The organism is Xanthomonas prunicola (assembly GCF_002846205.1).
Classification (GTDB): Bacteria; Pseudomonadota; Gammaproteobacteria; order Xanthomonadales; family Xanthomonadaceae; genus Xanthomonas; species Xanthomonas prunicola.
Genome location: NZ_PHKV01000003.1, coordinates 370,906 through 394,891, shown reverse-complemented (window position 1 = coordinate 394,891; position 23,986 = coordinate 370,906). Strand labels below are relative to the sequence as shown.

The following is a 23,986-nucleotide window of genomic DNA, read 5'->3' as shown; positions in this document are numbered from 1 at the left end:
GGTGGCGACGGGCAGGCAATGGCCTGCGGTGTCCGCCGACCTGCGCGTCCGAACAACGCTTGCTGCGCTGCGCCGCTTAAAGCAATGCTTTGAGGCGGTACAACGCCTCCAGCGCCTGCTTGGGCGTGAGCTCATCCGGATCCAGTGCCTGCAATGCTTCCTGCGCAGCGGAGGAGGGCGCGGTGAACAGCCCGAACTGTTGCGGCGCATCCAGCGCGGTGGGGGCCATCTGCGTGCTGTGGCTTTCGCCGCCGCGTTGCTCCAGTTCCACCAGCCTACGTCGCGCTTGCGTGACTGCTGCTTTGGGCAGGCCGGCAAGCGCGGCCACTTGTAGACCGAAGCTGCGATTGGCCGGGCCATCTTTCACGGCGTGCATGAACACCAGGCGCTCGCCGTGTTCGACCGCATCCAGATGCACGTTGGCGATGCCGCTGGCGCCACCGGCGTGCGATTCGTCGGCCAGCGCGGTGAGCTCGAAGTAATGCGTGGCAAACAACGTGTAGCAGCGATTGGTATGCGCCAGATGACGCGCGACGGCATCGGCCAATGCCAGGCCGTCGTAAGTGGAGGTGCCGCGGCCGATCTCGTCCATCAGCACCAGCGATTGCGGCGTGGCGTGATGCAGGATGTAGCTGGTTTCGGCCATCTCCACCATGAAGGTGGATTGCCCGCGCGCCAGATCGTCGCCGGCGCCGATGCGGGTGAGGATGCGGTCGATCGGTCCGATCACCGCGCGGCTGGCCGGCACGAAGCTGCCGATATGCGCCAGCAACACGATCAAGGCGTTCTGCCGCATATAGGTCGACTTACCGCCCATGTTCGGGCCGGTGATCACCAGCATGCGGCGGTCGCTGTGCAGGTCCAGATCGTTGGGCTCGAACGGTTGGTCGCGTACCGCTTCCACCACTGGGTGGCGGCCGCGTTCGATACGCAGGCAGGGCGCACTTTCCAGCTCCGGTTGCGACCAATCCAGCGCCTGCGCCCGTTCGGCAAAGCCGGCCAGCACGTCCAGTTCGCTGAGTGCACCCGCGCAGCGCTTGAGGCTTTCCAGTTCAGTGCCGAGGGCGTCGAGCAGACCTTCGTACAGCAGTTTTTCGCGCGACAGCGAACGTTCGCGCGCGGACAGTACCTTGTCTTCGAAGCTCTTGAGTTCTTCGGTGATGTAGCGCTCGGCGTTGGTCAGCGTTTGCCGGCGGCTGTAATGCAACGGTGCTTTTTCCGCCTGGCCCTTGCTGATCTCGATGTAGTAGCCGTGCACGCGGTTGTAGCCGACCTTGAGCGTGGCGATGCCGCTGCTGGCGCGCTCGCGCTGTTCCAGGTCGATCAGGAATTGGTCGGCATTGGTGGACAGGCGACGCAGCTCATCCAGATCGGCGTCGTAACCGGTGGCGATGACGCCGCCGTCGCTGAGCTTGAGCGGCGGTTGCTCCGCCACTGCGCTGATCAGCAGATGCGCGGTGGCATCGTGCTCGCCCAGTTCGGCGAACAGGGTCTGCAGGCGCGGCGAATCCAGTGGCGCGAGGATGGTGCGAACCTTCGGCAGCAGCGCCAGACCGTCGCGCAGGGTGGAAAAATCGCGTGGGCGCGCCGAGCGCAATGCGACGCGCGTGAGAATACGTTCCAGGTCGCCAAGCGCGCGGAAGGCTTCGCGCACGTCGGCATCGGCGCCGGAGTCGATCAGGCTCGCCACTGCATGGTGGCGCTGCACCAGCACATCGCGCAGGCGCAACGGACGGTGCAGCCAACGGCGCAACAGACGCCCGCCCATCGGCGTGACGGTGCTGTCCAGCACACCGAGCAAGGTGTTGCGGGTGTCGCCATCCACGCGTGTATCCAACTCAAGATGCCGGCGCGTGGCTGCGTTCATCGAGATCGCCTCGCTGGCCACTTCCATCGCGATCGAGGTCAGATGCGGCAAGCGCTGTTTCTGGGTCTCCTCGACATAGCCGAGCAGCGCACCGGCGGCGGCTGTGGCGCAGGGCTTGTCGTCGATGCCGAAGCCGGACAGATCGTGCAGCTTGAAGAACGCCAGCAACTGACGCCGGCCGCTATCGGCATCGAACAACCACGGCGGCCGACGGCGCACGCCAATGCGACCACGCAGGAATTCCGGCCAGTTGTCTTCGTCGGGCACCAGCAGCTCGGCAGGTTCCAGACGCGCGATTTCCGCTTCCAGCGCATCCACGCTATCCACTTCGTTGACCAAAAAGCGCCCGCCGGCCAGATCGGCCCAGGCCAGGCCGTAACCTTGTTTGCTGCGCGAGATCGCCATCAACAGCGTGTCGCGGCGCTCGTCCAGTAGCGCCTCGTCGGTGACCGTGCCCGGCGTGACGATGCGCACCACCTTGCGCTCGACCAGGCCTTTGGCCAGCGCCGGGTCGCCGATCTGCTCGCAGATCGCCACCGACTCGCCCAATGCGACTAGCCGCGCCAGATAGCCTTCATACGCATGCACCGGCACCCCGGCCATCGGAATCGGCGCACCGCCGGAGCTGCCGCGCTGGGTCAGGGTGATGTCGAGCAGCCGCGCTGCCTTGCGCGCGTCGTCGTAGAACAGCTCGTAGAAATCGCCCATGCGGAAGAACAGCAGCAGATCGGGGTAGTCCGATTTGGCTGCGAAGAATTGCTTCATCAGCGGCGTGTGCTCCACGGCCCCGCCGATGTTCTTGTTTTTTTCTTTTGTGTCAGTGCTTTGCAAGAAATATTCTTCCGGGATGTGGCGGTCAATCAGGGGCGATAGCGGAGAGCTGCGGTGCCATGTGTGACGCCGCTGCTGCTGCGACCCTCTAAACGGAATGCATCGAGGTGCGATGAAACGGGCCAGTGGCTGAGGTCACACAGCTTGTGAGGGACCACGGGCCGCCCAGGTCGGCGCGGGCTCCAAGTTTAAGCCCAGCCACCGAAAAATCCTTGGGTGGTCGGTCGAGAGGTGGCCGGTCATGCGGTTCAGCGAGCGAGTGGCTGGGAGGGCGAGGCCGGGCAGGGGTACGCATGTTCGGTCTGTCGAGGAGCTCACTTCGCATGCGGAAGACGCATGGCCATTCGCGCGCCAGCAGAAAGGCAACGTGGGGCAGGGCAATCAGCCGTCACGCCACGAACGCTTGCGTCTCCCTTCGCCTGATGTTCAACGCAGCTGCTCAGAGCCAGTCTTTGCGCGGCACCTTGCAAAAGCGTCTGTTGCTTTGGGGTTAGGACTCTTCGCCGTTGGAAAAGCTAAGATCGAAACTTGTGCAAAGTCGGAAGGCGCTAATGATCGATCGTCGTACCTTTCTTGCCACGGGTGTGGCGGCCGCTGCCGTCAGCTTCAGTGCATCGGCGGCTCGCATCGCGCAGACGCCGCGCGCCAACGGGCCGGCCCCGTGGGGTGCGGTGCCCAGCGCGCGACAGCTGCGCTGGCATCGGTGGGAGCAATACGCTTTCGTGCATTTTGCGATGAACACCTTCACCGACAAGGAATGGGGCTACGGCGACGAGGATCCGCGCAAATTCGATCCCAGCGATTTTTCAGCCGACCAGATCGTGGCTGCTGCGAAGGCCGGCAATCTGAAGGGGCTCATTTTCACAGCCAAGCACCATGATGGATTCTGCCTGTGGCCGACACGCCTGACCGAGCATTGCATCCGCAACTCGCCCTACAAGAACGGCAAGGGTGACATCGTCGGCGAGATGGCTGCGGCGTGTCGACGCGCCGGCCTGGCGTTCGGCCTGTACCTCTCGCCCTGGGATCGCAACCATGCCGAGTATGGGCGCCCCGGCTATCTCGACTATTTCCGCAAGCAGATCGTCGAACTCTGCACAGGCTACGGCGATCTGTTCGAGTTCTGGTTCGACGGCGCCAATGGCGGCGACGGCTACTACGGTGGGGCGCGCGAATCGCGCAAGATCGATGCGCCCGCGTACTACAACTGGCCACGGATGATCGCGCTGGTGCACCAGCATCAGCCGATGGCCTGCACATTCGACCCGCTCGGCGCCGATATCCGCTGGGGCGGCAACGAAGATGGGATCGCTGGCGATCCGTCCTGGCCGACCATGCCCAATGCCCCGTACACCCAGGAAAACGGCAATTCCGGCGTGCGCGGCGGGGCGCTGTGGTGGCCTGCCGAAACCAATACGTCGATCCGCCCCGGCTGGTTCTATCACGCTGATGAAGACGGCAAGGTGCGTAGCCCGGAGAACCTGGTGCGCTATTTCGACACCTCTGTCGCGCGCGGCACCAATATGAATCTCAATCTTCCGCCCGACCGACGCGGCCGCATCCCCGACCATGACGTGGCGGTGCTGCACAGTTTCGGCGACGCGATCCGCGCCAGCTTCGCCATCGATCTGGCCAAGGGCGCCAAGGCCAGCGCCAGCGCATCGCGCGGTCCCGGCTTCGAGCCGGCGCGCGTACTCGATCGTCAGCCGGAGAGCTACTGGTCCACACCGGACGATGTCACCACGCCGACGCTGATGCTGGAGTTGTCGGCGGCGCACAGCTTCGACCTGATTCGGTTGCGCGAATATCTGCCGCTGGGCGTGCGCGTCACCCGCTTTGCGGTCGAAGCCGAGGTCGATGGGCAATGGCGGCGGTTGGCCGAAGCGCAATGCATTGGTGCACAGCGGATCGTGCGGCTGGATCGCCCGATCGCCGCCCGCCGGGTGCGCCTGGTGGTGCTTGAGGCGCCGGTGTGCCCGGCGATCAGCGAATTCGCGCTGTTCCGCGCCGTTGCGCCGGTGCCGGTCGCGCGGCCCACGGCGAATGCGCCGGATGTGCTGTCCTCCGCCGGCTGGCGCATCGTCGAGGCGAGCGCGCCGGGGTCGGAGAAATTGCTCGATGACGATGCCAGCACGGTCTGGATCACGCCCGCGCCGACGCCGGGCCATCCCGTGCAGGCGACCATCGATCTCGGTGCCTTGCGCCAGGTCGCTGGGTTCAGCCTCACGCCCTCGCGCGCAGTGATGACCGGTGCGGCGCCGCCGAAGGGCTATCGCGCCGAAACCAGCGAAGATGGCCAGCACTGGCAGCCGGCCGGTGCCGGCGAGCTGTCCAACATCGCCTATGCGCTCTCGACCCAGCGTCTGAATTTCCCCGAAGTCCGCCAGATCCGCTACCTGCGGCTGTCGTTCGCGGAAACGGCGGTGCCCGCTGAGCGGCTGGCGATCGCAGGTATCGGTGCGTTCTCGCGCTTGCGATGAGAGCGTGCGTCCCCGCGCGGCCATGCGCCGCGTGGGAGGGGATCGCGGGGTGGATGCAGTTCCGCGCGTTTCGCTGCGCCTGGCGAGGCGATGAGGAGGGAAATCGCCACATTCGCACCACGTGGTGAAGCGTCCACTCCCTTGCACACCGCCGTTCCAGCTGAGGCGCTATGGTGCGCGGCGCATTACGCAGGCGACTTGGGTCGATATGGAACAGAAACAACACGAGTGGATGCAGGCAGTGACCGAGGCGCTCAGCGATCTGCTGGCCGCGCGCGTGGCACAGGCCACGCTGCTGGAGGCGATGATGGTCTCGCACCCGGATCCGGTCATGCTCAGAAAGGCGTGGGACGAACTGTCGTCTCAACGCATCGCCTATGTGGCGCAGAAGAAAGCACTGGCCGACGACCCGCGCCCGATGGATGCCCATACGTTGGAGCAATTTCGCGCGTGGGAAGAAAAGCTCAACCGCTATTTTCCGCGTGATCCGGCTGCGGGAAATAGCCAGACGTAACGCTGCCCATCACGCAAGCGGCAGGAAGTTGTCGGTCTGATCAAGCTATGCCGATCATGTCGTCGACGCAGCTGCAGCTGCAGCGCTGGCCGCGATCGTCCAGCGGGGAGGACCTGCTCGATCAGGCACGGTTTCTCAAACATGCCGACGGATGGCGTTCGACTGACGTCTGGCACCGATGCGCTGCCAAGGCCAAGCCGGCCCCGGCAGCGCCGCAGTTCCCACCGCAGTGCGCAGCGACTGCCTCTCTTCAAACCACCGATGCGCGCGCACGCGTGGCTGCTGCTGCCAGGCGCAGCGTGGCTGATGTCAGTCCAGGTGCGGTCGCCTGCAGCACGATATCGCCGCTGCTGCGCGTGGTCTGCAGCAGCGCCGCGCACAGGCCGTTGAATGCCTTGCGCTGCGGTGCCTTGTCGTCTTCGTGGCTGCTGGGGTCGCCATTGCCGACGCCGATCAGCCGGGCAGCGCCGCGCAGTGCGAACTGCACCTGGTTGTCGGCGGTTGGCACCAAACGGCCTTGTGCGTCGACGATTTCCACCTTCGCCACTGCGACATCTTCGGCATTGGCGTGCAGGGTGGTGCGGTCGCAGCTGAGCCGGATCGCGGCCGGCTTGCCGGTGGTTTCACGGCGTTCGCTGAGCACCAGCTTGCCGCCGCGAAAGCCGCGCGCTTCGATCACGCCGGGTGCATAGATCACGCGCCATTGGACATGGCCATAAGCCGGCACCTGCTGCACGCCCTGGCTAACGCCGTTGACCAGCAGCTCTACCGCTTCGAGATTGCTGTGGCACCAGACTTCGATACGGCCGTGATCGTCGGGCTGCAGCAGGCCGTCCCAGTTCCAGTGCGGGAACACATGCAGCACCGGCTCGCTGGTCCATTGCGCGCGGTAGTACCAATAGTTGTCCTTCGGAAACCCGCAGCTATCGAGCACACCGAACTGCGAGGCCACATTCGGCCAGCGGTTGTACGGCGTGGGTTCGCCCCGATAGTCGAAGCCGGTCCAGATGAAGCCGCCGGCGATGTACGGGCGCTGCGCCACATAGCTCCACCAGGCTTCGGCGGTGCTGGCCCACCAGGGGTGGTCCAGGTCGTAGGCGCGGGTGTAACCGCGGTTGTCATCGCGCAGATAGTTGCCGCGCACCGACACGGTGCTGCCGGTTTCGCTGCCGTAGATCGGAATGTGGGGGTATTGCGCGTGGAAGCCATCCATCTGGCTGGTGCGGTAGTTGAAGCCGACCACATCCACCACCTGGCCCACGCCATCGCCGAAGCCCTTGTCCATCGCGAAGGTGGTGGGGCGGGTAGGGTCGAGTTGGCGCACGCGTTGTTGCATGCGCGCGACAATGCGCGCGCCGCGTTCGGTGACCTGCTGCGGCTCTTCGTTGCCGAGCGACCACAGGATGACGCTGGGATGATTGCGGCCGCGCCGCACCATCGTTTCCAGCTCGCCCATCGCTTCGGGGTCGGTGGACATGCGGCGCGTTTCTTCAATGACCAACATGCCGAGGCGGTCGCACAGCGCGAGCAATGCCGGCGTGGCCGGATTGTGCGAACTGCGGTAGGCGTTGCAGCCCATCGACTTGAGCTGGCGCAGGCGCCATTCGTGCAGGGCGTCCGGAATGGCGGTGCCGACGCCGGCATGATCCTGGTGATTGTTGGTGCCGTGCAGCTTGAGCGGGGTGCCATTCAACAGGAAACCGCGTTGCGCATCGAAGGTGATGCTGCGCACGCCGAACGGCGTGGCCAGCGCATCGACTGCGGTGCCGTCGCTGTGCACGCTGGTGGTCAGGCTGTAGAGCTGGGGGGTGTCGATCGACCACAGCGCGGCCTGCCCAAGGGGCAACGTGTGCTCCACTACCTGCACCTGGCCGGGCGCAACCGTGACGGCTGTGCTGGCCGCCTGTGCCACGGTGCGTCCATCCGGTGCGGTGATGCGCGCTTGCACTACGCACTGGCGTGGCGCGATGCCGTCGTTGCGTACCTCGGTGCAAAGCTGCGCAGTGGCGTTGCCATCCTGCACGGTGCTGCGCACGAAGACGCCGTCCTGCGGAATGTGGAGTGGGTCGGTCTTGTGCAGCCACAAATGCCGGTAGATGCCGGCGCCTTCGTAGAACCAGCCTTCGCCCAGCGTGGCGTCCACGCGCATGGCGATGATGTTGGGCCGGCCGTAGTCGAGCACGTCGCTGAGGTCGACTTCGAAGCCGCAGTAGCCGCTGGCATTGCGGCCGACGATGTGCCCATTGCAGAACACGATGCACTCGCGGAACACGCCATCGAACACCAGGCTGATGCGCTTGCCCAGATCGCTTGCCGGAATCTGCAGCGTGCGGCGGTACCAGCCAACGCTGTTCTGCGGAAAACTCGTCCCCAGTGGCCTGTAGCCATGCGCGGCGGCCGGGTCTTCCTCGGTCATGGACGCGGAGATCGGCTCCTGTTGAAATGGCAGGCTGACGGCCCAGTCATGCGGTAGATCCACCTGCTGCCAGGCACTGTCGTCGAACGCCAATTGCGCAGCGGTTGCGGTGTCCTTGCCGGCCTTTGCGAAGGTGCGCTGGAAGGTGCCGAATCCGAAATCGCGCGACGCATCGCTGGCATGGCCCAGATGGAAGCGCCACCCGAAGTCGAACAGCAGACGCTCACGCGGTGCCAGCGCTGCATCGCCTAATGCGGATGTCGTTGTGGTGTTTTTCGCCGTAGCAGCTGCAGCGCCCGCCGAGACCAATGCGCCGGCTGCGCCCACTGGCAATGCGGCGCTCACCCCACTGGCAAGCATGCCGCGCAGCAGCTCACGCCGATTGATACCGCTCATGGCTGCGTCCTTTTTTCGGCCTCTGCAGAATTGTCTGGTGTGCTTGCGTCGCGCTTGCTGCCTTCATATTTGCTCGACGCAGGCACACCGGTATACGGGTGGCGCATGAAGTCGATCGCCGGCAACACCTCGTTGCCATGCTTGAAGTCGAAGAAACTGGCGTTTTCCCATGACGAGCCGGTGCCCCAGCGTGTTTTGCAACTGCTGCTGGTCCATGCCGGCTCCCAATACACCACGCCGGCGCCGCCGGTATCGATGACCAGTTGGGTGAGGTCCACCATGTAGCGCGCCTGACCTTGCGGCGTGGCCGGGTAGCCGGCGATCAGCGAGTCTTCGCCGAGCAGATTGTGCGAGGTGTCGCCAGCTTCAAGCGTCCACGGATACGCGGTTTCAACCACCACCACATCGGCATCGTAGCGGTCGCGCAGGCGCTTGATGGTCTTGCCCAGCTGCGCCATCGATTGGGTGGACCACTTGCGGTAGTAGCTGATGCCGATCAGGTCGAAATCGGTAACGCCGGCCTTGGTGGCGGCGGCGAACCAGGGCTCCACATGTTCCGGTTGGGCGATATGCAGCATCACCCGCGGTTTGATCGTCGAGCGTGCGCTCATGTCGCGCACCGCCTTGATGCCGGCGTTGAACAGTTTGGCGTTGCGTTGCCAGTCGATGGGGCGTTTCTTGTCCCAGGGCTGGCTGTCCATCAGGTCGGAATTGCTTTCGTTGCCTACTTGCACGAGCTCGGGCATCAAACCGGCGCGGTCGAGTGCGCTCAATGTGTCGTAGGTGAAGCCATACAGCGTGCGCGCCAGCTCATCGGTGTCGGTGATGCTGGCCCATGCCTTGGGAATCAGCTGTTTTTCGCCATCGGCCCAATCATCGGAGTAGTGCAGGTCCAGCAATACCTGCATGCCTTGCGCGCGTGCGCGCGCAATGGTCTTCTTGACGTCGGACAGGTCGCTGTACTTGGTCCAGCGCGCATCGTTCCACAAGCGCACGCGTACCAGATTGGCGCCGTGTGCGTGGAAAAGTTCGAACGGATCTTTGACCACACCGTTCTCGCGGTACTGCACGCCGCATTCTTCCATCTCGTTGACGTAGGACAGGTCCGCGCCGAGATACAGCGCGGCAGGGGCCGGGGCGGCGTGTGCGAAGGTGGAAATGGCCAACGCCAGTAGCGCGGGCGTCCAGAGACGGCGTGATGAGCGCATGCAATTCCTCGACAGAGACTAACGTGGAGCGGTGACAGCATGCCGCAGGCGATCGTGCCGCTGCGCAGAATCCAAACGTGGCTTGCAGATTGGAGTGCACGCAGCGGCTGCGGTGCTATGCAGGTGTGCACAGATCAGATCGGCTGCGCAGACGCATGTGCAGCCGATCGTGCAATGCTTAGAACGTATAGGTTGCTTCCAACTGGTAACGACGACCGAACACCTGGTAGCCGCCATCGTCCTGATTGGCCAGACGGTTGGGCTTGTTGTCGGTGTAGGCGCGCAACGGCTCGTTGGTGAGATTGCTGGCCTGGAAACGGAAGCCCAGCTGCTTGCTGTACTGCCAGTTCAAGCTCAGATCCACCGTGCCTTCGCTCTGCAGGCGTGCCAGACGCGCGGCATTCCAGCCGTACACCACCGTGTAGGGACTGTGGTACTTGTAACCCACGCGCGCTTCGAAGGTGCCGTTGCTGTACCACAGGTCGAACGTGCCGGTCTTGCGGGCCAACCCGCTCAGCGGCAGCGGGTTGTCTTCCGGCGAGAATTCCTTGAGGTTGGAATCCACCAGCGAATAGTTGGAATAGACGCCGAAGTTTTCCATGTGCGGGATGAAGTAGAACGGTGTCTGGAAGGTGAGTTCCGCGCCATTGATGTAGCCGCCACCGCCATTGAACGGCGCGCTGACCAGGTAGTCCAGGCCGTTGATCACTTCACGATCGGTGCGGTAGCCGATGCTGGAATCGACTTCCTTGCGATACACCGCCAACGCCGCCAGCGCTTCGGTGTGGAAGTACCACTCGTACGACACATCGACCTGGGTGGCCTTGAACGGATCCAGCTGCGGGTTGCCGCCGCTGCCGGTGAGCTGGCCAACGGTGACGGTGGGGTCGTCCAGGCGACGGCCGGTGCGCAGTTCGTCCAGCGGCGGGCGTGCGATAACCTTGGCCACTGCAAAGCGCAGGATGCGCTGGTCGTCGATCAGGAAATTCAGCGTGGCGCTGGGCAGCGCATCGGTGTATTCCTTGCTGCCGGTGCTGGACTGGATGGTGCTGCCCACCGAATCGAAACCCTCGCTGGTGGTCTTGGTGTTGACCAGGCGCACGCCGACATTGCCGGTGACATCGGTGCCGAACAGCTGCGAGCTGAAGACTGCCTTGGCGAAGGCTTCGCGCACGTCTTCCTTGACGTTCCAATGGTCGAGCAGTTGTTCGTCCAGCGTGCTCGGGTCGAAGCCGCCGAATCCGATCCGCGCGATCTCGCCCAGATTGCCGCCGGTGAGCGTGGGGACGTTCAAGTCGGGCATGGTGACCGGGTAGATCAGATCCTGGTACGCCGAGATCGGTTGGTCGTAGCCGGACTGGTTGCTGATGAAATGCCGGTTCTGCTTTTCGCGCCGCGCCGCGCGCGCACCGAATTCCAGCGAGGTGAACGGGCCTGCATCGACCGAGCGGCTGGCATTGAGCGCCAGGGCGGCGATCTTGTCGCGCAGCGCCTGCGGTTCCGTCTGTCCGGCAATGCCGTATTCGGGCGTATCGGAGCTGGTGCTGATGGTGGGTGTGACGCTGCGGCGGAAATCGAACGACACCGTGTCCGGATTGCTGCCCAAGCGCACCGCCTGCCAGGTATTGTCGCGCTTGGCCTGCGAGAACGACAGGTCGCTGCCCAGGGTCCACACATCGCCGCTCCACTTGGCATTCAGGCCACCTGCGGTGAGCGTCTTGACCTCGTTGTAGTGGCTGACTACATGGTCGACCTGCAGGTTGGAATTGGCCAAGGTGCCTGCCACCACATCGCCGTCGACGATGGTGTAGGACGAGCCCGGCGTGGTGTACGGGTTGGTCGCGCCGGAAAAGGTGCTGAAGGCCAGGCCGTTGAACCAGTTCTGCAACTGGTCTTCGTCGATCTCAATGCGCGAATACAACCCGTCGAACTTCAACTCGAAATTGCCCGAGCGCCATTGCACGGTGCCCATCGCGCCGGTGCGGGTCTGGTCGATCAGCTTGAGCTGATCGGCCGCGCCCCACGGGGTGGGATCGACGGTGCCGTCGCCATCGACATCGCGCGAGGTGGTGGCATCGGTATAGCCCCAGCTTCCGATCGACGAGCTGGCGTTCTTCTGCTTCTGATAGGTCGCGCCGAAGGCCACGGCCAGATTGTCGTTGAACTTATGCACCCAGCTGGCGCCGAAGCGGCTGCCCCACGGGGTGTAGCCGTCTACGTCCTTGGCGTGGTCGTAGAACACCGGGCCGGCGGTACCGACGAAGCCCGGGCCGGTGTAGTCCAGCGGGCTGATGGTGGAGATGTCCACGGTGGCGGCCAGGCCGCCGGCGACCAGATCCGCCGATTGGGTCTTGTAGACCTTGACGGTGGAGACGATCTCGGTGGGGAACACTTCCCAGCGCACCGCGCGATTGGGCTCGGACGAGGCGATCTCGCGCCCGTTGACGGTGCCCATGGTCATGCGCGGGCCCAGGCCACGCACGGTGGCCAGGCTCTCGTTGCCGCGGTCGCGGGTACCGTTGACGCCGGGCAGTCGCACCAGTGCCTCGGCCACGGTGACGTTGGGCATCTGACCCATGTTGTCCGCAGAGATCACTTCCATGACGTGATCGGACATCTGCTTGGCTTGCACGGCCTGATTCAGGCTAGCGCGTTGGCCGATCACGGTGATGTTGTCGAGCGTGACCGGCGCCTGCCCGTTGGGTGCGGCCGTGCTGGTATCGCCGGCCGGCGGCGCGGTGGGCGCGCTGTCCTGCGCGTGCGCGCTGAACGCGGTGGCCAGCACGCAGGCGATGGTGGTGCAGAGGATGTCGCGGACAGGCGTGCGGCGCAGACGCCGGCTGGCCGTAAGGCCGGTATGGTGAACAGGCATCGGTTGATCCCTCCCAGGACAAAGTGACCGAATAAGGTGGTGGCTGCTGGTGCGGCCAGCCGCAGGGGCGGGGCTGGCGCGTCCGCGCGGGCGTGGCGAGTGGTGCGGTGCTGCGTGATGGGCGTTGTTTGTTCGTGTGCGTGGCGCCGGAAGCGCGCTCTCGCGCGCTGGCGTCCCCCTGTCCTGCATGTGTCCGCTTCAGGGTAGAAGCGCAAGTCATTCCATTCCAATGAAGCATTTTGCGGCAGCTATCTCGGCTTGGAATGCTGCGCTGCGGCAATGGCACTGGTTGGTCACAGTGAATGTGGCAATTCCAAGCCCGACTCCTCCCTTCCCAATTCCCGGCAAGACGCTAACGCGTGCTCGCCGGTAGGCGCGGCAGCGCAGGAAACGCACGCTGCACGCAGTCGCTGCGCTCGCACGTCAGGCAGCCCGGGCCGATCGGCACCGCATCGTCTACCGCGTTCAAATCCCAGCCACGCGCATACACCAGTTGATCGGCGTGGCGCAGGTCGCAGCCCATCGCCAGGGCAAACGTCTTGCGTGGGCGGCCATACCCGGGAGGGCCGCTGCTGACCTGGCGGGCCAGCCAGAAATAGCGTCGGCCATCGGGCATGCGCGCGATCTGGGTCAGGATGCGGTCGGGCTGATTGAAGGCTTCGTACACGATCCACAGCGGGCAGGCGCCGCCGACATGCGAGAAATGGAAATCTGTGGCCGAGTGACGCTTGGACACGTTGCCGGCGCGGTCCACCCGCATGAAAAAGATCGGCAAGCCGGCTTCCCCACGCCGCTGCAAGGTGCTGAGCCGGTGACACACTGCTTCGAAGCCCACATCGAAACGGTCGGCCAACCATTCGATGTCGTAGCGTGAGGTTTGCGCGCTGTGCAGAAAGGCGCTGTACGGCATCACCAGCGCGCCGGCGAAATAGTTCGACAGGCCGATCCGCGAGAGCGCGATGCGCTCGGCGTCTTCGAAACCGGCATCGGCAATACGCGCGTCCAGGAGCGGCGCGCATTCCAGCAATGCCAGTTGCGCGGCCATCTGGAATGCCTGCTGGCCCGGCCGTAAGTGCGCTGGCAACCACAGCACGCGCGCCTGCGCATCCATGCTGCGTTTGTCGCTGTGCAGGTCGGTGGCGTCCTTCACCAGCAGACCATGACGATCGGCGAGGCGTTGGCGCAGCCGTAGCGGCAGATTTTCCGGGGTCAACCCGAGTTCGGCGTAGAGCGCTTCGGCGCGCTCGTCCAGCTCGGGCAGATAGTTGTGCGCGCGGTTGAAGTAGTCGCGCACCTGCTCGCCGGGCGACAGCGATGGCATCGCCGCATGCTCGACGCCGATCTGTAGCTCCAGCGCGGCGTTGCGTTCAAGCAGATGTTGATGGGCGCGGTGCAGGTCCAGCAGCGCCTGCGCCACCTGCGGCAGGTTGCCGGTGAGCGCACGCAGTTCGGCAGGTAGCAGCGCGTGGCCCAGGCTGCGCAGCGATTCGTCCAGCGGCTCGACCAGCGCGGCAGGGTCGTCCAGATCCAGCAGACCGTCCAGGTCGCCCAGCGTGGTCTTGAGTCGTTGCTGGATCGCCAGCGTGAGCGGGCGCTGGTTGCGCTCGATCTGGTTGAGATAGCTCGCCGACAGCCCAAGCCGGCGCGCCAGTTCGGCCTGGGTCAGCCCATGGCGTTGGCGGAGCCGCTGCAGGCGCAGGCCGAGCTGATGACGGAGTTGGGAGTGAGGCATTCGCAAGATTCGCAAAATTTCGCCGCCAGCTTAGCGCGATTAAGCAATTGCGGGCTGGGAATGCCAGGTGTCGATGCGAACAATGCGAAGTGATGGCCTGCAACGGCCCGATGTCCTTCTTAACGAGCGAGCCCTGCAATGAGCGAATCCGTCCCCCGCGTGTCCCTGTTGATCGATGGCGAGTTGGTGGTGTCCGCGAGTACGCACTGGCAGGACGTGGTCAATCCGGCAGATCAGTCGGTGCTTGCCCAGGTGCCGTTCGCCACCACGGCCGAAGTGGCCGCCGCAGTGGCCGCGGCCAGCCGCGCCTTCGTCACCTGGCGCAAGACGCCGATCGGCACGCGCGCGCGCATCTTCCTCAAGTACCAGCAGCTGATCCGCGAACACATGCCCGAACTGGCTGCGCTGCTCAGCGCCGAACAGGGCAAGACCCTGGCCGATGCCGAAGGCGATGTCTTCCGTGGCCTGGAAGTGGTGGAGCACGCCGCAGCGATCGGCAATCTGCAGTTGGGCGAGTTGGCCAACAACGTCGCCAACGGCGTGGACACCTATAGCCTGCTGCAGCCGCTGGGCGTGTGCGCGGGCATTACCCCGTTCAATTTCCCGGCGATGATTCCGCTGTGGATGTTCCCGATGGCGATCGCCACCGGCAACACCTTCGTGCTCAAGCCCTCCGAGCAAGATCCGATGGTGACCATGCGCTTGGTCGAACTTGCGCTGGAAGCCGGCATTCCCAAGGGCGTGCTCAATGTCGTGCACGGCGGCGAAGACGTAGTCAATGCGCTGTGCGATCACCCCGATATCAAGGCGTTGTCGTTCGTCGGCTCTACCAAGGTGGGCACGCACGTGTATCAACGCGCCTCGCTGGCCGGCAAGCGCGTGCAATGCATGATGGGTGCCAAGAACCACGCGGTGGTCCTGCCTGATGCCAACCGCGAGCAAACCCTCAATGCGATGGTCGGCGCCGCATTCGGTGCCGCCGGGCAGCGCTGCATGGCGGCATCCACGCTGGTGCTGGTCGGTGAAGCGCGTGCGTGGATTCCCGAGTTGGTGAGCAAGGCCAAGAGCCTGAAAATCGGCGCCGGCAATGCGCCGGCCACCGAGGTTGGTCCGCTGATTTCCTGCGCCGCACGCGAGCGTGTAGAGGGCCTGATTGCCTCCGGCGTGGAGCAGGGCGCCACCCTCGAACTGGATGGTCGCGCACCTCAGGTGCCAGGGTTCGAACAAGGCAACTTTGTCGGCCCGACGATCTTTTCCGGCGTCAAACCCGGCATGCGGATCTACGACGAAGAAATTTTCGGGCCGGTGCTGGTGATTCTGGAAGCCGCCACGCTGGACGAGGCCATCGCCTTGGTCAACGCAAACCCCAACGGCAACGGCACGGCATTGTTCACCCAGTCCGGTGCGGCCGCGCGGCGTTTCCAGGAAGACATCGACGTGGGACAGGTCGGCATCAACGTGCCGATTCCGGTGCCGGTGCCGCTGTTTTCCTTCACCGGTTCGCGCGCTTCCAAGCTCGGCGACCTGGGCCCGTACGGCAAGCAGGCGGTGATGTTCTACACCCAGACCAAGACCGTCACTGCGCGCTGGTTCGACGACCAGACGCTGGGCCATGGCGTCAACACCACCATCTCTCTCAAGTGACCCGATCGCCATGAATGCAGCCATCCAGCTACACGCCAACGCGGCCGACCTCAACGACGAGCAGGAAGCGTTCCGCGCCGCCGCGCGTGACTTCGCCGACAAGGAACTTGCCCCGTATGCCGCGCAATGGGACGCGGAAAGCCACTTCCCGCGCGAAGCCATTGCCAAGGCGGCCGAGCTAGGCTTTTGCGGCCTCTACACCGATGAAGGCGTAGGCGGCCTGGGCATGCGCCGGCTCGATGCGGCAGTGGTGTTCGAAGAACTCGCCACGGTGGACCCATCCACGTCGGCCTTCATCAGCATCCACAACATGGCCACCTGGTTGATCGCCAGCTACGGCACCGATGCGGTGCGCACGCAGTGGGGCGAGGCGATGACCAGCGGCGCAAAGCTGGGGTCGTACTGTCTGACCGAACCAGGCAGCGGCTCGGATGCGGCATCGCTGAAATCCCGCGCGCAGCGCGATGGCGACAGCTATGTGCTCAACGGCAGCAAGGCCTTCATCTCCGGCGCCGGCGCGACCGACGTGCTGGTGGTCATGGCACGCACCGGCGAAGACGGCCCACGTGGCATCAGCGCTTTCGTGGTGCCGGCCGATGCCCCTGGCATCAGCTATGGCCGCAAGGAAGAAAAAATGGGCTGGAACAGCCAGCCCACGCGCGGTGTGACCTTCGAAAACGTCCGCATTCCGGCCGAGAACCTGCTGGGCAAGGAAGGCGAAGGCTTCAAGATGGCGATGAAGGCGCTGGACGGTGGCCGCATCAATATCGCCGCGTGTTCGTTGGGCGCAGCGCAAGGCGCGCTGGATGCCGCGCGGCGCTACATGGGTGAGCGTCGCCAGTTCGGCAAAAAACTCGCCGATTTCCAGGCGCTGCAATTCAAGCTGGCCGACATGGCCACGCAGCTGGTGGCCGCGCGGCAGATGGTGCACACCGCTGCACGTAAGCTCGATGCCGGCAGCCACGATGCCACCGTCTGGTGTGCGATGGCCAAGCGCTTCGCCACCGATGCCGGCTTTGCCATCTGCGACGATGCATTGCAGATCCACGGCGGCTACGGCTATATCCGCGAGTATCCGATCGAGCGCTTGCTGCGTGATAGCCGCGTGCACCGCATTCTGGAAGGCACCAACGAGGTGATGCGCATGATCGTCGCGCGTCATCTGCTCAATGGCGAGGAAGAACTGCGATGAGCGATTGGGAAAAGGGCGTCCATACCGGTCTGCAGGTCGAGCGCGATGGTCACGTCGCCATCGTGACCTTGAGCAACCCACCGGCCAACACCTGGACCGTGCACAGCCTGGCGGCCCTGCGCGACTTGGTGCGCGCACTGGATGCAGATCGCAGCATCTACGCGCTGGTGATCACCGGTGAGGGTGAGAAGTTCTTCAGCGCCGGTGCCGATCTCAAGCAGTTCGCCGATGGCGACAAAGCCAACGCACGCGAGGCCGCACGCCGGTTTGGCGAAGCATTCGAAGCCTTGAGTGCGTTCCGTGGCGTGTCGATCGCTGCGATCAACGGCTATGCGATGGGCGGCGGGCTGGAATGCGCACTGGCTTGCGATTTGCGCATCGCCGAGCAGCACGCACATCTCGCGTTGCCCGAAGCCAGCGTTGGTCTGCTGCCATGCGCAGGCGGTACCCAGAATCTGCCGCGCTTGGTCGGCGAAGGCTGGGCCAAACGCATGATCCTGCTGGGCGAGCGTGTGGATGCTGCCACGGCGCAGCGCATCGGTTTGGTGGAGGAGGTGGTTGGCAAGGGCGAGTCGCGCGCGTTGGCGATTGCCTGGGCGCAGCGCGCCGGCAAACAGAGTCCAGTCAGTGTGGCGGCGTGCAAGCAGCTGGTGCAGTCCACGCGCCATGGCACGCACGCAGCCGCGCTGATTGCCGAGCGCGAAGCATTTGTGGATCTCTTCGAACACGCAGATCAGGCCGAAGGCGTGGCCGCATTTCTGGAGAAGCGCGCACCGAAGTGGAGTAACCACTGATGGCGGAGGTCAGCGCAACCGACGACGCACCGGTACTGTTCGAGCTGCGCACCTGCGCCGATGGGCATTGCATTGGCATTGCCACCTTGAACGCGCCCAAGACGCTCAATGGCCTGTCGTTGCAGATGACGCGGCTGTTGGATACGCAGTTGCGCGCCTGGGCCGAGGATGCGCAGATCGCGTGTGTGGTGTTGCGTGGCGCCGGTGAAAAGGCGTTCTGCGCGGGTGGCGATCTGCATGGCCTGTACCAGAGCATGCGTGCGCATCGCGACGCAGTGCCCGACAGAGCCGCGCGACGCGCAGCGCCGCAGGCCAATGCGCATGCCGCCGCGTTCTTCGAAGCCGAATACCGGCTCGACCACCGCCTCCACACGTTCCCCAAGCCGCTGCTGTGTTGGGGTCACGGCATCGTGATGGGTGGTGGTATTGGCCTGATGTCGGGTGCCAGCCATCGCGTGGTCACCGAACGCTCGCGCCTGGCCATGCCGGAAATCAGCGTCGGCTTGTTCCCGGATGTGGGTGGAAGTTGGTTGTTGCGGCGTGTGCCGCACGGCGCCGGCCTGTTTCTGGCGCTGACTGGCGCGCCACTGGACGCCAGCGATGCGATTTATGCAGGACTCGCCGACGTGCGCCTGGAGCATGCGCAGTACGCAGCGGTGCTGGATGCGCTGAGTGCACACGTCTGGACAGGCAATGCTAACGATGACCGCACTCAACTCAGTGCGTTTCTGCACGGCATCGCGCAACCGACAGAGCCGGGCCCGCTGCAAGTCCACGCACAGCTGATCGAACAGTTGGTGGCCGGCGAATCGCTGGAACAGGTCGTCGCTGCAATTCTGGGACTGCAGAGCGAAGACAGCTGGCTGCAGGCTGCACGTGCCACCTTGGCTGCTGGCGCTCCTGGATCGGCTCGGTTGGCCTGGGAGCTGCATCGTCATCCGGGCACCACGACGCTGGCCGACACCTTCCGTACCGAATACGTGGTCGCCTTGCATGTGGCGGCACACGGCGATTTTGCCGAAGGCATCCGCGCGCTGTTGATCGACAAGGATCGCCAACCGCACTGGCAGCCAGCATCGCTGGACGCAGCCGATGCGCAGTGGGCCGCCGAATTCTTCGTCGCGCCCTGGTCGGCTGCACAGCATCCGCTTGCCGATTTGGAGCAGGCGACCTAGGTCCGCACTGCGTGGCTGACAACTCGCGATGCACGCTTGCTCACGCAGGATTGCGTCGCGGTTGTCGCGTCTCACCTTGTGTCGTAGCACATGAAAACTGGTAGTTGCGCCGTGCTCACCAGCCATCCGGAATGACATCGGCAATGTAGTGAAGATCGTCCTAATTTGGAAACCGACACCATGAGCAAGATCGCTTTTATCGGCCTGGGCAATATGGGCGGGCCAATGGCCGCCAATCTGATCAAGGCCGGGCATCAGCTGCGGGCATTCGATCTCGCACCGTCTGCCCTGGACGCCGCAGCAGCGGCCGGTGCGCATGCAGCCAGCTCCGCGCAGGACACTCTGGTCGACGCCGAAGTCGTGATCTCGATGCTGCCTGCGAGCCGCCACGTCGAAGGCTTGTACCTGGGCGACTCCGGCATCCTGGCGCAGATTCCGCACGGTGCCGTGGTCATCGACTGCAGCACCATCGCACCACTGTCCGCGCGCAAGGTGGCCGATGCGGCCAGGGCGCGTGGACTGACGATGCTGGATGCCCCGGTCTCTGGCGGCACCGCCGGTGCTGCAGCCGGCACTCTGACCTTCATCGTCGGCGGCGCTGCCGATGTGCTGGAGCGCGCGCGTCCGGTGCTGCAAGCCATGGGCAAGAACATTTTCCATGTCGGCGACAACGGTGCAGGGCAGGTCGCCAAGCTCTGCAACAACATGGCCTTGGGCGTGATCATGGCGGCCACCGGCGAAGCGCTCGCGCTCGGCGTCGCGCAAGGATTGGATCCGGCAGTGCTGTCGCAGATGATGGCAGTCAGCACCGCGCGCAGCTGGGCCACCGAAGTGTGCAATCCTTGGCCAGGCGTATTGCCCAACGCTCCGGCCTCGCGCGGCTACAGCGGTGGCTTCGGCAACGACTTGATGCTCAAGGATCTGGGTCTGGTGGCCGAGTCGGCGGTGCAAGCCGGCGTCTCGATTCCGCTCGGTGAGCTGGCGCGCAACCTGTATGCAATGAACAGCCAGGCCGGCAACGGAACGCTGGATTTTTCCAGCGTGGTCAAGCTGGTCGCCAAGGTCTGAGTCGGCATCGAAGAGCAGCAACCCGATGACTGCGCAGCTGCCAGGCGAGCGCGGCAGCTGCGCGGAATCGGTATGTACCGTGCGTACACTGCGGCTCCGCCGCGCCATCTACGCGCACGTCACGACTGCTCGGGACGTTTTGTTAGCCACTCCAAGCGCGCTACGCATCGATAGCGCAGCGGTTCGGATGGTGGAGACGCGCTGCAACGTTTGCGGGTGCGTTCATCACTTGCACCCATCGCGCCTGCGGCCAAGCGCGGCCGCTGCGCTTTTCCGGCCAACCGCATGGCTTGCGTGATGTCATGTCATCACACGTAGGTGTAATAGTCTCCGCCATCGCGTGCGCCTAAGGTGCGCGCATCGCACGAGACCACGACATCCATGGGACACGACCACAACCACGCACCCAGCGAAATTCGCCACGAAACACCCTTGTGGTGGGCGCTGGGCCTCACCGCCACCTTCCTGGTGGCAGAGATCATCGGCGCGTTCGTGACCAACAGCCTGGCGCTGTTGTCCGACGCCGCCCATATGGCCACCGACACCGTCGGCCTGATGATTGCGCTGGTCGCGGTGCGCTTGAGCCGTCGCCCGGCCGATGCGCGGCGTACGTATGGCTATGTGCGGCTCGAAGCGCTCGGCGCATTGGCCAACGGCGCGCTGCTGTTCGCAGTGGGCGGCTACATCCTGTGGGAGGCCGCGCAACGCTTTCGCGCCCCGCAGGACATTTCGTATAGCGGCATGCTGCTGATCGCCGGCTTCGGCTTGGTGATCAATCTGATCGCGATGAAGCTGCTGCATGCCGGTAGCGGCGAAAGCCTCAACGTCAAAGGCGCCTATTTGGAGGTCTGGAGCGACATGCTCGGCTCGGTGGCCGTGATCATCGGTGCGTTGCTGATCCATTGGACCGGCTGGCAGTGGATCGATCCGGTACTGGCCGTGCTGATCGGCCTGTGGGTCCTCCCGCGCACCTGGGTGCTGCTGCGCGAAGCGATCAACGTGTTGCTCGAAGGCGTCCCCAAGGGTATCGATCTAGCCCAGGTGCAGCAGGCACTCACCAGCCATCCCGGCGTCGAAGACGTGCACGACCTGCATGTCTGGGCACTGGCCTCCAGCACGCCTGCACTCACCGCGCACATCGTCGTCAACGAGGCAACCGATCGCGACGGTCTGCGGGATGCGCTCGGCGCCTTGCTGCACGACCGCTTCGACATCGCCCACGTCACCCTGCAGGTGGAGAGCGGCGACTGCGGCACCGAGCCGTGCGGCACACCGAAGCCCGCTGCAGACGGTGGTGATCACGCCCATCATGGCCACGGCCACGGGCACGGGCACGGGCATGCGCATGGGCACTCCCATCATTAACAGCTGGCAGTGCAGGTCGGCAGGGCATCGAATTAGCGCGTTTGGACCTGCACAAGCAACAGCAAGGGTCTGGCCCTGCCGCCCATATCTACATTGCTTCCGACCACGAAGTCATAGTTGCCAACATCTGCAAGTTGCCGCCCCAGGCAAAAAGAAGGCTGCCAACGGCAGCCTTCTTGCAAATCAAACTCTGTCGATAAATGGCCGCTGGCCTTACACCACAGCCTCCCGCAACAACGGTGAGTCCCAACCCGGGCGCGGTGCGAAACGTTCGCCATAGCGCGCGTGCAGCGCCTGCAGACGTTCCAGCAGCGCGTCTGCACCGACGCTGCGGATGTGCTGGATCGGGCCGCCGCGGAAGGGCGCGAAGCCGGTGCCAAAGATGACGCCGGCATCGAGCAGGTCTGCGTCGGCCACCACGCCGTCGTGCAGGCATGCCACCGCTTCGTTGAGCAGCGGCAGGATCAAGCGATCTTCCAGATCCGCAGGCGCGGTATAGCCGCTGGCAACCTCGGGTTTAACCGCGCGCCCGTTCTCCCACTTGTACAGGCCCTGGCCGTCTTTCTTGCCGCGCTTGCCGGCTTCCACGGTGGCCAGCGCTGCCGGAATCGGCAGGTGCAGGAACGGCGCCAACTCCGCGCCCACGCCGGCTGCGACGTCCAGCCCTACCGTGTCGATCAACTCGATCGGCCCCATCGGCATGCCGAACCTGACCGCAGTCTTGTCCAGCACCGGTCCCGGAATGCCCTCCGCATACGCGGTGGCCGCTTCGAGCAGATACGGGAACAGCACCCGATTGACCAGGAAACCCGGGGTGCCGGCCACCGGCACCGGGAACTTGTCCAGCGCCTTGCAGAACGCCGCCAGGCGCGCCACGTTGGCCGGATCCAGCCCGTCGTGCTGCACGATTTCCACCAGCGGCATCATCGCCACCGGGTTGAAGTAATGCAGGCCGGCGAATTGCGCCGGGCGCTGGATGTGGCCGCGCAATTCGGTCAGCGGAATCGACGAGGTGTTGGTGGTCAACAATGCATCCGGCTTGAGCTGCGGCTCGATCGATTGATACAGGTCGCGCTTGGCCTGCGGGTTTTCGACGATCGCTTCGATCACCAGATCGGCCTGGGTCACACCCGCACCGGCCAGGTCGCCGCGCAGACGCGCCGCCACTACCGGCCGCTTGGCGTCGTCTTTGACGCGCTTGGCGAACAGCTCGCCACCACGTGTCAGCGCCGTATCGATAAAACGCTGCTCGCGGTCCTGCAACGTGACCTCGAAGCCCTTGTAAGCCGCCCACGCCGCGATATCGCCGCCCATCACACCAGCGCCGATCACATGCACATGGCGAATCGGCGCCGTTGCTGCGCCGGCTGCATCCTTGCCGCCCAGCGCTTTCAGACGTTCGGTCAGGAAGAAAATGCGAATCAGGTTGCGCGCAGTCGGGGTGCTGGCGAGCTTGACCACTGCCTTGCGCTCGGCCGCCAGGCGGGCCTGGATACCGCTACCGCCCGCCCGCTCCCACACATTGATCAACGCATACGGCGCCGGGTAATGCTCCTTGCGCGCCTTGCGCGCCACTTGCTTGCGCATCTGCGGTGCCAGCACTTTGCGCGCCAGCAAGGTATTGGTCGCCCATGCAGTTGCGCGCTGCTTGAACGCACGCGTAGTGCCGGAAAGCGCCAGACTGGCTGCCACATCCACCAGCACGGCAGGCGCGGCGACCTTGTCGACCAGACCCATTGCGCGCGCGGCCTTGGCCGAGACGGTGCGGCCGGTGAGCATCAGATCCATCGCGGCCGGCGCACCGATCAGGCGCGGCAAGCGGGCGCTGCCGCCCCAGCCGGGAAAGATGCCGAGCTTGGTTTCCGGCAACCCGATGCGGGTGCTGCCATCGTCAGAGGCCACGCGGTAGCGGCATGCCAGCGCGATCTCGGTGCCGCCACCCATGCAGAAGCCATGGATCGCCGCGACGGTGGGGCAGGGCAGTTCAGCCAGCTTCTGAAAAACCTGCTGGCCCCGATGGATCGCGTCGTTGACGGTGCCCTTGCGATCGAATTCCTGGAATTCCTTCAGATCGGCACCGGCGATGAAGCCATTTGCCTTGCCCGAGCGCAGCACCACGCCCCTTGGCGGATCCAGTGCCAGGCGCTCAACCAGTGCGCCCAATTCCAGCAGCACCTCCTGCGAGAATGCATTGACCGGTGCGCCCTGGCGATCGAGGCTGAGCACGAGCACGCCGTCCTCGCGCAGGTCGGCCTGCCAGTGGCTGAATCGGAGCCCGTCGAAACCTGGAAGCATGCGTCTGGCCGTCCGGCAATATAAGGAAAGGTCGTTATCATCCAGAGGTTGTTTCCTTCACGTCAAATACCCATACCTGTCGACAGGGGAGATGCGTGCTTCGGCGCGGCGTCGTCAGCGGTGCATCGGTGCCGCTA

The 23,986-nt window shown here is 64.6% G+C and carries 13 protein-coding genes, 1 other RNA gene and 1 pseudogene; 9 read left to right on the top strand and 6 right to left on the bottom strand.

Annotation, left to right across the window (positions count from 1 at the left end; all coding sequences use genetic code 11):
* Positions 1 to 76: 76 nt before the first annotated feature.
* Positions 77 to 2,632: a DNA mismatch repair protein MutS gene (mutS, locus tag XpruCFBP8353_RS11755; protein ID WP_243391110.1), complete on the bottom strand. Its 2,556-nt coding sequence runs from the start codon at positions 2,630 to 2,632 to the stop codon at positions 77 to 79.
* A gap of 617 nt (positions 2,633 to 3,249) precedes the next feature.
* Here mutS and XpruCFBP8353_RS11750 point away from each other — a divergent pair.
* Entirely contained in the window at positions 3,250 to 5,178 is a 1,929-nt protein-coding gene (locus XpruCFBP8353_RS11750) for an alpha-L-fucosidase (protein ID WP_101363405.1), read from the top strand.
* Between the two features lie 160 nt (positions 5,179 to 5,338).
* A complete protein-coding gene (locus tag XpruCFBP8353_RS11745) occupies positions 5,339 to 5,692 on the top strand; it encodes a hypothetical protein (RefSeq protein WP_101363663.1) in 354 nt (117 codons plus the stop codon).
* 250 nt (positions 5,693 to 5,942) lie between these two features.
* On the opposite strand, the gene galA is transcribed toward XpruCFBP8353_RS11745, so the two are convergent.
* The 4 genes from galA to XpruCFBP8353_RS11725 form a co-directional block, all read right to left on the bottom strand.
* Positions 5,943 to 8,504: a beta-galactosidase GalA gene (gene galA / locus XpruCFBP8353_RS11740; RefSeq protein ID WP_101363404.1), complete on the bottom strand. Its 2,562-nt coding sequence runs from the start codon at positions 8,502 to 8,504 to the stop codon at positions 5,943 to 5,945.
* A complete protein-coding gene (locus tag XpruCFBP8353_RS11735) occupies positions 8,501 to 9,712 on the bottom strand; it encodes a glycoside hydrolase family 53 protein (protein ID WP_101363403.1) in 1,212 nt (403 codons plus the stop codon). Before XpruCFBP8353_RS11735 ends, galA begins: the two co-directional genes overlap by 4 nt.
* A gap of 178 nt (positions 9,713 to 9,890) precedes the next feature.
* On the bottom strand, positions 9,891 to 12,584 hold the full coding sequence (locus XpruCFBP8353_RS11730; protein WP_101363402.1) for a TonB-dependent receptor: 2,694 nt from the start codon (positions 12,582 to 12,584) through the stop codon (positions 9,891 to 9,893).
* A 352-nt stretch (positions 12,585 to 12,936) separates the two neighbouring features.
* Positions 12,937 to 14,316, bottom strand: a complete 1,380-nt coding sequence (locus tag XpruCFBP8353_RS11725) for a helix-turn-helix domain-containing protein (RefSeq protein WP_101363401.1) — start codon at positions 14,314 to 14,316, stop codon at positions 12,937 to 12,939.
* 138 nt (positions 14,317 to 14,454) lie between these two features.
* Here XpruCFBP8353_RS11725 and XpruCFBP8353_RS11720 point away from each other — a divergent pair, with 138 nt between their 5' ends.
* From XpruCFBP8353_RS11720 to XpruCFBP8353_RS11685, 7 genes and pseudogenes are all read left to right on the top strand, one after another.
* Entirely contained in the window at positions 14,455 to 15,960 is a 1,506-nt protein-coding gene (locus XpruCFBP8353_RS11720; RefSeq protein ID WP_101363400.1) for a CoA-acylating methylmalonate-semialdehyde dehydrogenase, read from the top strand.
* Positions 15,961 to 15,970: 10 nt separating this feature from the next.
* Entirely contained in the window at positions 15,971 to 17,152 is a 1,182-nt protein-coding gene (locus XpruCFBP8353_RS11715; protein WP_101363399.1) for an acyl-CoA dehydrogenase family protein, read from the top strand.
* Positions 17,149 to 17,946 carry an enoyl-CoA hydratase gene (locus XpruCFBP8353_RS11710; protein ID WP_101363398.1) on the top strand — a complete coding sequence of 266 codons (798 nt, stop codon included), beginning with the start codon at positions 17,149 to 17,151 and terminating at the stop codon, positions 17,944 to 17,946. The genes XpruCFBP8353_RS11715 and XpruCFBP8353_RS11710 overlap by 4 nt, the downstream gene beginning before the upstream one ends.
* Positions 17,946 to 19,123: pseudogene (locus tag XpruCFBP8353_RS11705) on the top strand (enoyl-CoA hydratase/isomerase family protein); the annotation flags it as partial. The gene XpruCFBP8353_RS11710 and the pseudogene XpruCFBP8353_RS11705, both read left to right, overlap by 1 nt.
* 163 nt (positions 19,124 to 19,286) lie before the next feature.
* The gene (gene mmsB, locus XpruCFBP8353_RS11700; RefSeq protein ID WP_207759627.1) at positions 19,287 to 20,189 is read left to right on the top strand and encodes a 3-hydroxyisobutyrate dehydrogenase; all 903 of its coding nucleotides are present in this window, start codon (positions 19,287 to 19,289) and stop codon (positions 20,187 to 20,189) included.
* 72 nt (positions 20,190 to 20,261) lie between these two features.
* Positions 20,262 to 20,337, top strand: a non-coding RNA gene (locus tag XpruCFBP8353_RS11695) — sX9 sRNA.
* Positions 20,338 to 20,570: 233 nt separating this feature from the next.
* Positions 20,571 to 21,554 (top strand): cation diffusion facilitator family transporter, encoded by a 984-nt coding sequence (locus tag XpruCFBP8353_RS11685; protein WP_101363396.1) that lies wholly within the window; start codon positions 20,571 to 20,573, stop codon positions 21,552 to 21,554.
* Between the two features lie 213 nt (positions 21,555 to 21,767).
* Here the strand turns inward: XpruCFBP8353_RS11685 and XpruCFBP8353_RS11680 are convergent, their stop codons facing one another.
* Positions 21,768 to 23,849 carry a 3-hydroxyacyl-CoA dehydrogenase NAD-binding domain-containing protein gene (locus XpruCFBP8353_RS11680; RefSeq protein WP_101363395.1) on the bottom strand — a complete coding sequence of 694 codons (2,082 nt, stop codon included), beginning with the start codon at positions 23,847 to 23,849 and terminating at the stop codon, positions 21,768 to 21,770.
* Positions 23,850 to 23,986: the final 137 nt, after the last annotated feature.